Below are 15,287 nucleotides of genomic sequence, written 5' to 3' on the forward strand. Positions count from 1 at the left end.
CGCCTGGGTGGGCGTGCTCTGGTTGTAAGCGTGGCGCCACAGCGGGTGCTGCTCGGCCTGCTGCCACAACTGCGCATGCAGGCGAGCGAGCAGTACCGGGTCACTGAGCAATGCCAGCTTGCTCTTGCCGTCGAGCTTTTTGGGGCCCCGTTCCAGTGCTTCACCGAGGGCACGTTGCCGTGCCTGTTCGATCAGCGCGGCGTTGCCGTGACGAGCCGTGGCCATGGCGCATGCCAGTGCATTGGGGAAGGGGCGCAGCACGGCTTCGATGAAACCGTTTTCCATGGCGTGCTCGCGATTATGCCGGGTATAGGCATAGGTGGAGAGCAGCTCCTGAGGCGGGTTGGACTCCTCGGGAATCAGGAACAGGTTGCCCTTCTTGCTGCGCAGCCCCAGGCTCAGGCGGCTGGAGAACACCGACACCGGAATCGACAGCATCAGCGACACCACGATCGGCGACAGCCACCACAGGAAGTTCGGGTCGAGCCACGCCACGCCCGCTGTCCAGCCCACGCCCAGCAGGGCTTGCCAGCCATGGCGGCGTACGGCGTCGCCCCAGGTGGTGATGCCGTTGTCACGCTGCGGTGAATTCCAGGTGGCGGACCAGCCCAGGAACGCGGCGCTGACGAACATGGTGTGGAACAGCATGCGCACCGGTGCCAGCAGCACCGAGAAGAGCATCTCCAGCAGCATGCTCAGGGTCGCCTTGAACGCACCGCCGTAAGCTTTGGCGCCCTTGATCCAGATGAGGATCACGGCCAGCAGCTTGGGCAGGAACAGCAGGGTCAGAGTGGTGGAGAACAGTGCGATGGCTTTTTCCGGGTTCCACCTTGGCCACACCGGGAACAACTGACCGGGCACCAGGAAGTACTGCGGCTCCATCAGCGTGTGAATGGCCAGCAGGGCAGTGGAGAGCAGCAGGAACATGAACCACAGCGGTGCCGACAGGTAGGACATCACCCCGGTGAGGAACACCGCACGGTGCACCGGGTGCATGCCCTTGACCAGAAACAGACGGAAGTTCATCAGGTTGCCGTGGCACCAGCGGCGGTCGCGCTGCAACTCGTCGATCAGGTTCGGTGGTAACTCTTCGTAGCTGCCTTCCAGGTCGTAGGCGATCCACACCCCCCAGCCTGCACGTCGCATCAGCGACGCTTCGACGAAGTCGTGGGACATGATCGCGCCGGCGAACGAGCCTGTGCCCGGCAGCGGAGCCAGGGCGCAGTGCTCGATGAATGGCTGCATGCGGATGATCGCGTTGTGGCCCCAGTAGTGGGATTCACCCAGCTGCCAGTAGTGCAGGCCGGCAGTGAACAGCGGACCGTAGGCGCGCGTGGCGAACTGCTGCAGGCGCGCGTACAGGGTATTCATGCCCGCCGCCTTGGGCGAGCTCTGGATGATGCCGGCCTGGGGATTGGCTTCCATCAGCCGAACCAGTTTGGTCAGGCATTCGCCGCTCATCACGCTGTCGGCATCGAGCACGATCATGTAGCGATAATCGCCGCCCCAGCGACGGCAGAAGTCGTCGATGTTGCCGCTCTTGCGCTTCACGCGACGGCGGCGACGGCGGTAGAAGATAGTGCCGAAACCCTTGGTCTCCTGGCACAGCTCCAGCCAGGCACGCTGCTCGGCCACGGCGATGTCGGCGTCGCCGGTATCGCTGAGCACGAAGAAGTCGAACTGGTCGAGCTCGCCGGAGGCCTTCACCGACTCGTAGGTGGCGCGCAGGCCGGCGAAGACGCGAGGCACGTCCTCGTTGCAGATCGGCATGATGATCGCGGTACGCGCCTTGGCATCGATCGGCTCGTCACCGGCACTGCTGCCGGAAATACCGTAGCGGTCATAACCACGCAGCAATTCCCAGAAGCCCATCAGCGCCGTCCAGAAACCCGCCGACACCCAACAGAACAACAGCGAGAACAGGGCCAGAATACTGCCCTGCACCACATAGGGCAGTACCTGCAGCAGGCTTTCCTGCCAGCCTTGCTCCATGACTTCCTGCAGGTTGATCAGCGCCCAGCCCTGATAGGGCAGGATGCTGTTCATGTACCAGGTAGCGACGGCGGTCTGGCCCAGCATCAGCAGCAGCAACACGTAGCGACGCAGCGAGCCGACCCGGCGCCAGCGTGCTGGCTCGAGTTCGCGTTTGGGCGGGCGGGGCGGGTTGCTCTTGCCGAACAGGGCGCGCAAGCCACGGGTCAGCAGGTTGGTGCGCCACGGCTCGGGTGTCATCTTGGTGCGGTTGAGGGGCGGGGCTGCCCGCAGAACCGGTCGGCCGGCGGCATCCAGCGACAGCAGGCCGGTGGATTCCAGTGGTTCTCCGGCGCCCAGTTCGATACGTCGGGCAGCCGACTTGTGGACGGCCTCTTCGGCACTCGCGGCCTGCACGCCGCCGAGGCGGCCGTGCAGTTCGGTGAAGTCACGGCAGTCGGCCAGTGCTTCACGCTCGGTTGCACTCAGCGGCAGGCTGTCCAGGTACTCGTCCAGGGCGGACTGCTCGGTGGTTTTCATGGGGCGGTAACCGTATTGGGTGGCAGTTGATAGCTCCAGGTTTCGCTGAGGGTCTTGTCACCCTCGACCAGAGCCGCGCGCATTTCCACGGCTTTCTTGGGGTCCTTGACCTTGAAGCGCAGCGTCAGGCGCCAGCCCTTGGTGGACGGGTTGTACTGCAGGCCGTTGTCCAGCAACTCGGCGTTGTCATTGACGCTGAAGTTGGACGTTACCGCCGCATCGGACTTGAGTTTGGCCAGTGCCGGGCCTTCGAAGTCCACCAGCAGGGCGATGCTGCCATCCAGCTTGCGGGTCAGATTGGGCTGCTTGACTTCGCCGGCACTGCGCATGGTCTGCTTGACCCAGGCGGTTTCCGCACCAAGTTGGGCGCGTTCGTCCTTGGTCCAGTGCATGCGGTAATCGAACTCCATCGGTTCGCCCGGTTTGGGCTGCTCGTCAGGTGTCCAGAACGCCACGATGTTGTCGTTGGTTTCGTCCGGGGTGGGGATTTCCACCAGCTCGACCTTGCCCTTGCCCCATTCGCCCTTGGGTTCGATCCACGCGCTTGGACGCTGCTCGTAGCGGTCTTCCAGGTCTTCGTATTGAGCGAAGTCGCGACCCCGCTGGAGCAGCCCGAAACCTTTCGGGTTCTCCACTTCGAAGGTGCTCACTGCAAGGTTCTGCGGGTTGTTCAGCGGGCGCCAGATGTGCTCGTCGTTACCGGTATGGATCGCCAGGCCATTGGAGTCGTGCAGGGCAGGGCGGTAGTTGGGTTTGCTGGAGCGTTGACTGGAGCCGTACAGGAACATGCTGGTGAGCGGGGCGATACCCAGCTTGTTGACGTTGTCACGCAGGAATACCCGCGACTGCACGTCGACCACCGAGTCCTTGCCCGGGCGCAGGATGAAGCGGTAGGCACCGGTGGCGCGCGGCGAGTCGAGCAGCGCGAAGATCACCAGATGCTTGTCTTCCGGCTTGGGGCGCTCGATCCAGAACTCGCGGAAATACGGAAACTCTTCGCCACTCGGCAGTGCGGTGTCGATGGCCAGGCCGCGGGCCGAGGCGCCGTACACCTGATCCTTGCCGATCACCCGGAAATAGCTGGCGCCGAGCAGGCTCATGATCTCGTCGGACTTGCCCTTGGCGTTGATCGGGTACATCACGCGGAAACCGGCGTAGCCAAGATTCTTGACGGCATCCTTGTCGACCTTCAGGTCACCGAAATCGAAACGCGCAGGGTCGTACTTGATTTCCTTGACGCTGGTAGCGGTCACTTCGTTGATTTTCACCGGGCTGTCGAAGTGCATGCCCTGGTGATAGAAACTCAGTTTGAACGGGGTTTTGCTGTCGGCCCATTCGTACTTGTCTTCGAGCGATTTGATCTTCTGGTAGTCGGTGAACGGCAGGGTGCGCAGCTCACTGGGCAGGTTGACGGCTGGAGCAGCGTAAGGCTTGTCCAACAATTCCTTGGCTTCCGAAGCCACGTCATCGAGTGAAAACGCCAGTACCTGAGTACTGAACAATGAAGTGGTGCAGGCCAGGCACAGCGCGGCTGGAAGCATGCTGTGACGGACAGATGCCTTGACGGTTTTGAGGATCACGGATCCCTCCAGAAACAGTAAGAAACAGCGGCACGGTCGGCCGAACATCTCCTTCCGACCGTTATCGTTGCAGATGATTCCTGTGAATTTCCCGCCGCTTCGCTCTGAGCCTGTTCACGACCTCGCGAGCTGGATCCATACAAGGGCTGGGCGCCCCCGCAAGAACAGGCGAGGGTGCGGAGGTTGCGAGCTGTAACTGAGCAAACCGAGCCTGTTTTCAACGCGGCAGGGCAGGTTCTCAGGCTGTGCTGCGCTTCACAGGCAGAAACTTGAGGAGCTGCTTGCGGGTCGGCACCACGGCGTTCTCCTGGGCCCAGACGCAGAGGATCACGGTGAGCAGCAGGAACAGCGGGTAGAAGGCGATCGACAGGGTTTGCTCACCAGCCTGGACGGCGCATTGCGCCCAGTTGGCGAAGCACTCGGTCGACGCCACGCTGAGCACCTTCTCCGACCGTGAGAACAGGGTGAAGGCCGGCACGTGCAACACGAAAAGCGGCAGCGAAGCTGCACCCAGGCGTTGCGACCAGCGGCGTACCGGCTCACTGGTCGGCGATGGCGCCAGGGCGCACAGGTAGATCAGCATCATTTGCGACGGCAGCAGCAGGCCGTTGTGCAGCAGGTAATACCAGTACTGCTCGCCCTCGACCAACCATGCGGCGCCGAAGAAGCAGGTCAGCACCGTGACGATCATCAGGCCGATACCTGCGCCGCCCGGCGAGCGGCCAGCGTCGCGCATGTCACGGAACAGGCCGTAGGCGAGGATGCCGGCAAGGAACTCCGGCAGGCGCACCAGGGGGTTGCGGTGCAGGATGCCGGTGAACGGCATGCCGTAGTCACCATTGAGAATCACCAAAATCGGCGGAATCATGTAGATCAGGGTGAGCACGCCCAGCCACAGCACCTTGTGCTTCAGGCGCGCCAGGCGTGGGGCCACGAAGGGAAAGGTGAGGTAGAAGAAGAACAGCGTGGAGATCGACCACAGTGGCGGGTTGAAAGTCAGGTAGAACGGGTTCCAGGCCTGCAGCATGAACAGTTGCAGCACCGTATTGACTGCCAGTTCGCCGTTGCCCATGAAATGCTCGAGGGTAGTGCGCGAGATCCCGGTCATGTCTTCGTTGGTGTCGTACACCACGAAACGGATGGTGGCCTTGGTCTCGTCCGGCGGGATGCCCAGGTTGCTGATGATGAAGATGACCGTGATGGTCAGCAGCAGGGAAAAGATGTGCAGTGGATAGAGGTTGGCGAAACGCCGGCTCCAGAAACTCACCGCCGGCTCACGCAGCTCACCGCGCTTGCAGTACACGTGGGCGAGCAGAAAACCGGACAGCACGAAGAACGTACTGGTGGCGAAGAAGCCGACACCGCTGAGCTGCTTGATGATCGGCAGCTTCTGTTCTGCGTAATTGTGCAGGGTATGGAAGACCACGATGTACAGGCCGAGTATGAAACGCAGCCACTCGAGCCCGATGAAATGTTCCTTGTCGGTTCGGGTCATCCCCGTTCTCCTTATATCGACATCTTCCGGGCACGAATCAGCCTGCGCAGACAGCTTCGCTGCGCAGCCTTGCGGCAGCCGGGTCAGCGTCTGACAGCGTCAATCGCATTTCGATCTATCTGATTGCCGGTTGCGGCCACCAGCGAGCGTTCAGACGACCCCGCATTAACTAGCTCGCTCGCGACAGTGGTGGCGAAATTCACCCCGGTGTCGCGCAAGAAATCGCCTCGCCGGCAAGCTGGCTCCTACGGATGGAGGCACGTCCAGGCTTTCCGGGATTGCCCCCAATTCCGACTGTAGGAGCGAGCTTGCTCGCGATGGCGGTTATGAATGCACCCACGGTGTCGCGGTTGAAATCGCCTCGCCAGCAAGCTGGCTCCTACGGATGGAGGCACGTCAGGCTTTCCGGGATTGCCCCCAATTCCGACTGTAGGAGCGAGCTTGCTCGCGATGGCGGTTATGAATTCACCCACGGTGTCGCGGGTGAAATCGCTTCGCCAGCAAGCTGGCTCCTACGGATGGAAGCACGTCAGGCTTTCCGGGATTGCCCCCAATTCCGACTGTAGGAGCGAGCTTGCTCGCGATGGCGGTTATGAGTTCACCCCCGGTGTTGCGGGTGAAATCGCTTCGCCAGCAAGCTGGCTCCTACGGATGGAGGCACGTCCAGGCTTTGCTGGATTGCCCCCAATTCCGACTGTAGGAGCGAGCTTGCTCGCGATGGCGGTTATGAGTGCACCCACGGTGTCGCGGGTGAAGTCGCTTCGCCGGCAAGCTGGCTCCTACGGATGGAGGCACGTCAGGCTTTGCTGGATTGCCCCCAATTCCGACTGTAGGAGCGAGCTTGCTCGCGATGGCGGTTATGAATTCATCCACGGTGTCGCAGGTGAAATCGCTTCGCCAGCAAGCTGGCTCCTACGGATGGAGGCACGTCAGGCTTTGCTGGATTGCCCACAATGCCGACTGTAGGAGCGAGCTTGCTCGCGATGGCGGTTATGAATTCACCCACGGTGTCGCAGGTGAAATCGCCTCGCCAGCAAGCTGGCTCCTACGGATGTAGGCACGTCCAGGCTTTGCTGGATTGCCCCCAATTCCGACTGTAGGAGCGAGCTCGCTCGCGATGGCTGTTATGAATTTACCCACGGTGTCGCGGGTGAAATCGCTTCGCCAGCAAGCTGGCTCCTACGGATGGAGGCACGTCAGGCTTTTCGGGATTGCCCCCAATTCCGACTGCAGGAGCGAGCTTGCTCGCGATGGCGGTTATGAATGCACCCACGGTGTCGCGGGTGAAATCGCCTCGCCAGCAAGCTGGCTCCTACGGATGGAGGCATGTCAGGCTTTGCTGGGTTGCCCCCAATTCCGACTGTAGGAGCGAGCTTGCTCGCGATGGCGGTTATGAGTTCACCCACGGTGTCGCGGGTGAAATCGCTTCGCCAGCAAGCTGGCTCCTACGGATGGAGGCATGTCAGGCTTTCCGCGATTGCCCCCAATTCCGACTGTAGGAGCGAGCTTGCTCGCGATGGCTGTTATGAATTCACCCACGGTGTCGCGGTTGAAATCGCTTCGCCAGCAAGCTGGCTCCTACGGATGGAGGCACGTCAGGCTTTCCGGGATTGCCCACAATTCCGACTGTAGGAGCGAGCTTGCTCGCGATGGCGGTTATGAATTCACCCACGGTGTCGCGGGTGAAATCGCTTCGCCAGCAAGCTGGCTCCTACGGATGGAGGCATGTCAGGCTTTGCTGGATTGCCCACAATTCCGACTGTAGGAGCGAGCTTGCTCGCGATGGCGGTTATGAATTCACCCACGGTGTCGCGGTTGAAATCGCTTCGCCAGCAAGCTGGCTCCTACATTGAGTTGCGTGGCGCGATCAGTCGAACAGCACCTTGGCGACATCGCTGAAGCGTTTGGCGAAATGCACGGTGATGCCTTCCTTGAGGTATTCCGGCAGCTCCAGGTAGGAACCACGGTTGGCCTCGGGAAGAATCAGTTCGTAGATCTTCTGCCGGCGTGCGGCGATGACCTTTTCGCGTACCCCACCGATCGGCAATACCTGGCCGGTGAGGGTGAGTTCGCCGGTCATGGCCACGCCTTTTTTCGGCGCCTTGTTGCGAGCCAGGGACAGCAGGGCGCTGGCGATGGTGACACCCGCGCTCGGGCCGTCCTTGGGGGTGGCGCCTTCGGGGACGTGCATGTGCACGAAGGCCTCGTCGAAGAAGGTCGGGTCGCCCTTGTAAGTCTTCAGGTTGGAGCTGACGTAGCTGTAGGCGATCTCCGCCGACTCTTTCATCACCTCGCCCAACTGGCCAGTCAGCTTGAAACCGCGATTCAGGGTGTGAATGCGCGTCGCCTCGATCGGCAGCGTGGCGCCGCCCATGCTGGTCCAGGCCAGGCCGGTGATCACGCCGACACCGGACAGCACCTGCTCGCTGCGGAACACCGGCATGCCCAGGTAACCTTCGAGATCCTTGGCGGCAATCTTGACCTTGCTCTGCGGATCTTCGAGCAGCTTCACCACGGCCTTGCGCACCAGCTTGCCGAGCTGTTTCTCCAGTTGGCGCACACCGGCCTCACGGGCGTAACCCTCGATCAGGGCGCGCAGGGCGCTATCGCTGATCGACAGTTGCTTGCTCGACACGCCGGCCTTGTCCAGTTGCTTGGGCCACAGGTGGCGTTTGGCGATGGCCAGCTTTTCTTCGGTGATATAGCCGGACAGGCGAATCACTTCCATACGGTCGAGCAACGGGCCGGGGATCGAATCCAGGGTGTTGGCGGTGCACACGAACAGCACCTTGGACAGGTCCAGGCGCAGGTCCAGATAATGGTCGAGAAATTCGACGTTCTGTTCCGGGTCGAGGGTTTCCAGCAGGGCCGAGGCCGGGTCGCCCTGGTAGCTGCTGCCCATCTTGTCGATCTCGTCGAGCATGATCACCGGGTTCATCACCTCGACATCCTTGAGCGCCTGCACCAGCTTGCCGGGCAGGGCGCCTATATAGGTGCGCCGGTGACCCTTGATCTCCGCCTCATCGCGCATGCCGCCCACCGAGAAACGATAGAAGGGGCGGCCCAGGGACTCGGCGATGGACTTGCCGATACTGGTCTTGCCCACGCCCGGTGGGCCGACCAGCAGGACGATGGAGCCGGCGATCTCGCCCTTGAAGGCGCCCACGGCGAGGAATTCGGTGATGCGTTCCTTGATGTCGTCCATGCCGGCGTGGTGGTCGTCGAGCACCTTGCGGGCGTGCTTGAGGTCGAGCTTGTCCTTGCCGAAAACACCCCAGGGCACGCTGGTGGCCCAGTCTAGGTAATTGCGTGTGACGGCATATTCCGGCGAGCCAGTCTCCAGCACCGAGAGCTTGTTCATCTCGTCGTCGATGCGCTTGCGAGCCTGGTCAGGCAGGGTCTTGCCTTCCAGACGCTGGCTGAACTGCTCGGTATCGGCGCTGCGGTCATCCTTGGTGATACCCAGTTCCTGCTGGATGATCTTCAGCTGTTCCTTGAGGAAGAACTCACGCTGGTGCTCGCCCACGGAGCGGTTCACCTCGGCGGACAGCTCGTTCTGCAGGCGCGCCACTTCCACTTCCTTGCGCAGCAGGGGCAGGACTTTTTCCATGCGCTTGAGGATCGGCACGGTATCCAGCACTTCCTGCAGCACTTTCGATTGCGCAGTGGTCAGCGCGGCAGCGAAGTCGGTCAGTGGTGACGGATCATTGGGGCTGAAACGATTGAGGTAGTTCTTCAGTTCTTCGTTGTACAGCGGGTTGAGCGGCAGCAACTCCTTGATCACGTTGATCAGCGCCATGCCATAGGCCTTGACCTCGTCACGGGAGTCATTGGCGTTGCGTGGGTAATCGACTTCCGCCAGATACGGCGGGCGATGGTGCTTGAGCCAGCCGCGGATGCGCACGCGGGTCAGGCCCTGGGCGACGAACTGCAGTTTGCCGTCGTCATTGCTGACATGGTGGATGCGCACCACGGTGCCGTGTTCCGGCAGGCTGGAGGTGTCGAAATGGCGCGGGTCGGTAACCGGCTGGTCGACGTAGAACAGGGCCAGAGTGCGGTGCTCGGTCTTGCTGACCAGCTCCAGGGTTTCCGCCCAGTGCTCTTCGTTGACGATCACCGGCAGCACCTGGGCCGGGAAGAACGGCCGATTGTGAATCGGAATCACATAGAGTTTGTCCGGCAGGTTCTGGCCGGGCAGCATCAGGCTGTGGCTGGTCTGCTCCGAAGCGATCTCGATATCTTGCGGTTCGTTCATGCGGCACCTGTCTTTTCACGTTGAGTGTTAGATGGGGTGCTGCTGGCTTTTTTCAATATTTATTCGCTCGGCAGCCCGCGATCTGCGTGCCCGCGGCTTCTCGAAATGCTTGCCGGGTGTTTCGTGCTGTGGCGGTCATTCCACCTGTCGTGGCCCATACAGTTTTTCCATGCAACGCGGTAGAGTGCGCGCATCGCCCATCGAGTTGCGAATCATGCTCAACGCCCGCCTCATGCGCCTGGACGATCAGGCCCACGAACACACCCACGACCACCATCAACTGGTGATGTCGGTGTCGGGGCGTGCCGAGTTCGAAGTGGTCGGGCGGGGTGGCGAGGTGTGCCGGATGCGCGCGTGCCTGGTGCCGGGTGATGCCGACCACCAGTTCGCCGGCATCGGTGACAATCGCATGCTGATCGTCGACCTCAACGAGCAGGACATGAGCAGCGAAGACCTGCAACTGCTCGGCCATCTGTTCGACACGCCGCGCTATCCGCAACTGGATGCCGATTTCCAGCACCTGCTGAGCTACGCCGGCGCCGAGCTGGAGCGTTACGGTGGCGATCCGCTGCTGGCCCGTTCGCTGGGTGGCGTGCTGCTGCGCGCACTGCATCTGCGGGTGTTCGGCGAGCAATCGCTGCGCGGGCATGGCTCGATGGACGTGCAACGCCTCGACGGGTACATCGCCGATAACCTGGCGCGCCGCATCAGCGTTGCCGAGCTGGCCCACGTGGCCTGCCTCAGCCCCAGTCACTTCCATGCCCAGTTCAAGGACAGCGTTGGCCTTACGCCGCACCAGTACCTGCTCAAGGCGCGGCTCGACCACGCCACGCGGCTATTGCGTGGCAGTGGCCTGCCGCTGATTCGCATTGCCGAGGAGTGCGGCTTCTCCAGCCAGAGCGCCTTGACCACAGCCATGCGCCGTTATCTGGGGCTTACGCCCAAGCGCATGCGCGGTAGCGAATAAGCCGCCTCAGCCAGCTGCCTAGCCAATTATCACGCTCCCGCCCTCCTGTGATGGCTATTTGCCTTGTCTGGCTTCTGGAAAAGTGTGAACTTATCTACATTGCCGACTAATCTTCCCAGCAGCTCTGCCGTTATTAGATGGGGGCGTGTTTATGGCCCAAAGAGGCGCGCGTGTTCTGGACGAGTTCATCATGACCAAAGGTTTTCTTTTCGTATTGCATCTGTCGTTGTTCGCTGCACTGGGCGCCGCTCAGGCCGCCAGCCTGCAGGGCGAACTGGTGGACGCCAAGGGCGCGCCGCTGGCCAACGCCGTCGTCACCCTGCAGGGTCCTGCAAATGGCGCTGCACCACCGGGCAAGGCGGTGATGGACCAGCAGGACATGCGCTTCGTGCCCACCGTGCTGGCCGTTCGCACCGGCACGGCGGTGACCTTTCCGAACCGCGACGACATCCGCCATCACGTCTACTCGTTCTCGGCACCCAAGCGCTTCGAGTTGCGCCTGTATCAGGGCACGCCCAGCGCGCCGATCGTGTTCGACAAGCCAGGGCTGGTGGTGCTCGGCTGCAATATCCACGACTGGATGGTCGGCTACGTGTACATCACCGATGATCCCTGGTTCGCCGTCAGCGATGCTCAGGGCAAGCTGTCCATCGACAATCTACCGGCGGGGGACTACCGCGTGACCCTGTGGCATTCCGCCTTGCCGGACATGCTGCCGCAACAGGGCGCTGCCCTGAAGGTGGAGGCTGGCTCCGTGCAGCAGCGCTTCCAGTTGCCGATCGAGGCACCGAGTGAAACCGACCCGCCTGGCGCACCGCCAAGTGCCTTCGGGGACGCCTTCAAGAAAGCCGTGGAACATGGTTCGCACTAGCTTCCAGGCGCGCATCGCCAGCGTTCTGATCCTGCTGCTGCTCGTGGTGATCGGCGCGCTGTATTTCGCCGTCCAGGCGGCGACCACTGCGTCGATTCGCACCCAGGCACGCGAGCAACTGGATGTCGGCACCAGCGTGTTCGGGCAGTTGCTCGACGTGCACTCACGGCAGCTCAGGGATGCGGTCCAGGTACTGACCACCGATTTCGGCTTCCGCGAGGCGGTGGCCAGTGGTGACGAGGCGACTATCCGCTCGGCGCTGTTCAACCATGGCGCGCGCATCAATGCCGGTGTGGTGATGATGTTCGACATGGATGGCAAACTGACCTCCAGCACCCTGGCGCCCTTGTCGACGGCGCGGGCCGAGCAGATCAACACGCAACTGGGTAGCCAGGGGCAGAGTTTCCTGATGCCTTTCGATGGCAGCATCTACCTGCTGGTACAGGCCACCGTCAGTGCGCCGTTGCCCATCGCGCGACTGGTGATGGGATTTGCCATCGATGAAGGCTTCGCCCGCGAGTTGAACCAGCTGACCCACCTGGAACTGACCCTGACCGGTAGCATGGAGGGGCAGCCCGACGTGCGCGTGAGTACGCTCGATGACATGCCGATGATCGCCTTCGAGGGTGACAGCGGCGAGGTGCTGCATGGTGGCGAGCCCTTCCTGGTGCAGCGTCTGGTGCTCGCCAGTGGCGACGGCTTCCGCGTGCAGGCACTGCTGCAACGTTCCCTGGAGCAGGCCCGCGGTTCGGTCGCGGCGCTCAATCGAAAGATCCTCTTCATCGCCGTAGCCGCGCTGCTGGCCTCACTGGTTGGTGCGCTGTTGCTGGCGCGCAGCCTGTCGCAGCCGATTCGCCGCCTGGCAGGTGCGGCGGAGCGAGTCGGGCAGGGCGACTACGAGGTGCCGCTGGCGCTCGACCGTGCGGACGAACTGGGCAGCCTGGCCAAGGCCTTTCAAAGCATGCAGCAGGGTGTCGCCGAGCGTGAGCGGCAACTGGCGCACAATGCGCTGCACGATCCTCTGACCGGCCTGCCCAATCGCAACCTGGCCCTCGAGCGTCTGGGCAGTGCCATCTCGGCGCAGCGACACATCGCTTTGCTTTACCTGGGCATCGGCAACTTCCGCACGGTCAGCGAGAGCTGCGAAGCGGGGGGGACCGACCGGGTCATGCAGCAATTGGCCAATCGCCTGAAGGCGGCGCTGCGCCCGGCCGACAGCCTGGCGCGGATGGTCGGCGACGAATTCGTGCTGCTCCTCGAAGGAAGTGACATGGAGGGGGCGGTGGCTACCGCCGACCGGGTTCAGCAACTCTCCATGAAGCCCTTTCGGGTCGATAATCTGGACATCGCCCTGGATTGCCGCATCGGTATCGCCGCCTATCCCGCCGATGGCTCTACCCCGGAAGAGTTGCTGCGCCGTGCCGCCATCGCCATGCAGGACGCCGGGCACCTGGCGGGGCGCATTCAGCTTTACGAAAGTGGCCGCGATGTTGCACAGCAGCGCCAGGTGCAACTGATCCGCGACCTGCGCCGCGCCGCTCATCAGGACGAACTGCTGCTGCATTACCAACCCAAGCTGGATATCCGCAACCCGGGCAGAATCCAGGCCGAGGGGCTGCTGCGCTGGCAGCACCCGCAATTCGGCATGGTTTCGCCGGGTGAATTCATTCCGCTGGCAGAGCGCACCGGCAGCATTCAGATGCTGACCGCCTGGGTGATCGAAGAGGGCATCCGCCAGTTGCAGGAGTGGCGTCAGCGTGGGCAGGTCGTACAGCTCTCGCTGAATATCTCCACCGAGGACCTGATCGACGCCGAGTTGCCGACGCGGGTCGGTCGCCTGCTGACGCATTACCAGATTCCAGGTTCACAACTGATCTTCGAAATTACCGAGAGCGGCGTGATGCTCAACCCGGCCGTGGCCCTGCAGGTGTTGCATGGCTTGCGCGAAAAGGGCATCGGCCTGTCGGTGGATGACTTCGGTACCGGCTATTCTTCCTTGGCGCAGCTCAAGCGCATGCCGGTGCAGGAACTGAAGATCGACCAGACCTTTATCCGCGATCTGCACGACACCAGCGAAGATGCGGTGATCGTGCGCTCGACCATCGAGATGAGCCACAGCCTGGGGCTCAAGGTGGTCGCCGAGGGCGTCGAGCTGCAGCGCAGCCTGGATCTGCTCGAGCATTGGCATTGCGACAGCGTGCAGGGTTATCTGATCAGCCGGCCGTTGGCCGCGCGGGCCTTCGAGGCCTGGATGCAGCGGCCCTTAACTTCTCCCGTTTCCCTGGTGTATTGACCATGTCCTTGTTCCAACTGACTGGCGGCCTCTTGTTCGCAATGCTCACCACGGCTGCTGTCGCCGGTAATGGGCGACTGCTGGCCACCGGCGGTGCCAGCAGCCTGGAAGGCGCAGCCGGTGGCGGTATCACCCCCTGGGCGGTGCTGGCCGGTTATGGCGAGCAGGGCGAGTGGGGCGCTGACGTATTCGCCACGCGGGTGGAAACCGGTGACTACCGCCTCGACGTGGCCGGTGTGGCGGCCGCTTATGACAATCGCATCGAGCTTTCCTACGCGCGCCAGCGCCTCGACCTGGGCAACCTGGCGCGCAACCTGAGCCTGCCGGAAAACAGCCTCAGCCAGGACATCTTCGGTATCAAGGTGCGGCTGTTCGGCGATCTGATCTATGACCAGCTACCCCAGGTATCGCTGGGCATTCAGCACAAGCGCCAGAAAGACTTCCTCATCCCCAGCCTGGTCGGTGCCCAGCGTGACGAAGACACCGAAGGCTACCTGACCGCCAGCCGACTGATTCTGGGCGGCGCCTTCGGCTACAACCTGCTGCTCAACGGTGGCGTGCGCTACAGCCGTGCCAACGAGCTGGGCCTGCTGGGCTTCGGCGGTGACCGCCGCGACCGCCATTCGGTGCTCAAGGAAGGCTCCGTGGCGGTGCTGCTCAACCGGCAGTGGGCAGTGGGCGTCGAGTATCGGGAGAAACCGGACAACCTCAATTTCGCCGGGGAAAGCGACTGGGCCGATCTGTTCATTGGCTACTTCCCCAACAAGCATCTGGCCGTGGTACTGGCTTACGCGCAGCTGGGCGAGATCGCCACGCTGGATAACCAGAACGGTGCCTATCTGTCCGTGCAGGGGAGTTTCTGAGCATGCTGCGTTCATTCTGCGTGGCGGTCCTGTCGCTGCTGTTGCTGGTCGGTTGCGCACAGCAGCCTGCCAAGGACGACAGTCTGTACCGCGAGCTCGGCGAGAAGCCCGGCATCACCCGCATCGTCGAGGGCATGCTGCTCAACGTGGCCCGCGATGAGCGCATCGTGCACTTCTTCGCCAAGGTCGACATCGCCGGCCTGCGCGACAAGCTGGTCGACAAGTTCTGCGTGATCGCGGGCGGGCCGTGCGTCTATACCGGCGACACCCTCGAAGAAAGCCACAAAGGCCAGAAGCTGACGCCCAGTCACTTCAATGCCCTGGTCGAAAACCTGCAGGTGGCGATGGAAAGCGAAGGCGTGCCAACACCGACCCAGAACCGTCTGCTGGCGCGCCTGGCGGTTCTGCGGGGGCAGGTCATCGAACAATGAACGGGCCCGGTGCGGCTGTTT

The 15,287-nt window shown here is 62.4% G+C and carries 8 protein-coding genes and 1 pseudogene; 5 read left to right on the plus strand and 4 right to left on the minus strand.

Annotation, left to right across the window (positions count from 1 at the left end; genetic code table 11):
* Positions 1 to 15: 15 nt before the first annotated feature.
* The 4 genes and pseudogenes from mdoH to lon form a co-directional block, all read right to left on the minus strand.
* Positions 16 to 2,511: pseudogene (mdoH, locus tag FHR27_RS01785) on the minus strand (glucans biosynthesis glucosyltransferase MdoH); the annotation flags it as partial.
* Positions 2,508 to 4,052, minus strand: coding sequence for a glucan biosynthesis protein G (locus tag FHR27_RS01790; RefSeq protein ID WP_042556488.1), 1,545 nt, complete (start codon positions 4,050 to 4,052; stop codon positions 2,508 to 2,510). The gene FHR27_RS01790 and the pseudogene mdoH, both read right to left, overlap by 4 nt.
* Before the next feature lie 277 nt (positions 4,053 to 4,329).
* Positions 4,330 to 5,586: an acyltransferase family protein gene (locus FHR27_RS01795; RefSeq protein WP_179537608.1), complete on the minus strand. Its 1,257-nt coding sequence runs from the start codon at positions 5,584 to 5,586 to the stop codon at positions 4,330 to 4,332.
* A gap of 1,867 nt (positions 5,587 to 7,453) precedes the next feature.
* Positions 7,454 to 9,841: an endopeptidase La gene (gene lon, locus FHR27_RS01800; protein ID WP_179537609.1), complete on the minus strand. Its 2,388-nt coding sequence runs from the start codon at positions 9,839 to 9,841 to the stop codon at positions 7,454 to 7,456.
* A gap of 214 nt (positions 9,842 to 10,055) precedes the next feature.
* Here lon and FHR27_RS01805 point away from each other — a divergent pair, with 214 nt between their 5' ends.
* The 5 genes from FHR27_RS01805 to FHR27_RS01825 all read left to right on the plus strand — a co-directional run bounded on the left by FHR27_RS01805 (position 10,056) and on the right by FHR27_RS01825 (position 15,266).
* Positions 10,056 to 10,808 carry an AraC family transcriptional regulator gene (locus FHR27_RS01805; protein ID WP_042555008.1) on the plus strand — a complete coding sequence of 251 codons (753 nt, stop codon included), beginning with the start codon at positions 10,056 to 10,058 and terminating at the stop codon, positions 10,806 to 10,808.
* A gap of 190 nt (positions 10,809 to 10,998) precedes the next feature.
* Entirely contained in the window at positions 10,999 to 11,679 is a 681-nt protein-coding gene (locus FHR27_RS01810; protein ID WP_179537610.1) for a methylamine utilization protein, read from the plus strand.
* Positions 11,666 to 13,972, plus strand: a complete 2,307-nt coding sequence (locus FHR27_RS01815; protein WP_179537611.1) for a bifunctional diguanylate cyclase/phosphodiesterase — start codon at positions 11,666 to 11,668, stop codon at positions 13,970 to 13,972. The genes FHR27_RS01810 and FHR27_RS01815 overlap by 14 nt, the downstream gene beginning before the upstream one ends.
* Positions 13,973 to 13,974: 2 nt before the next feature.
* Positions 13,975 to 14,835, plus strand: coding sequence for a DUF3034 family protein (locus FHR27_RS01820; RefSeq protein ID WP_179537612.1), 861 nt, complete (start codon positions 13,975 to 13,977; stop codon positions 14,833 to 14,835).
* 2 nt (positions 14,836 to 14,837) lie between these two features.
* The gene (locus tag FHR27_RS01825; RefSeq protein ID WP_179537613.1) at positions 14,838 to 15,266 is read left to right on the plus strand and encodes a group I truncated hemoglobin; all 429 of its coding nucleotides are present in this window, start codon (positions 14,838 to 14,840) and stop codon (positions 15,264 to 15,266) included.
* The last annotated feature ends 21 nt before the right edge of the window (positions 15,267 to 15,287 follow it).

The sequence above is a fragment of the Pseudomonas flavescens genome, from assembly GCF_013408425.1.
Taxonomy (GTDB): domain Bacteria; phylum Pseudomonadota; class Gammaproteobacteria; order Pseudomonadales; family Pseudomonadaceae; genus Aquipseudomonas; species Aquipseudomonas fulva_A.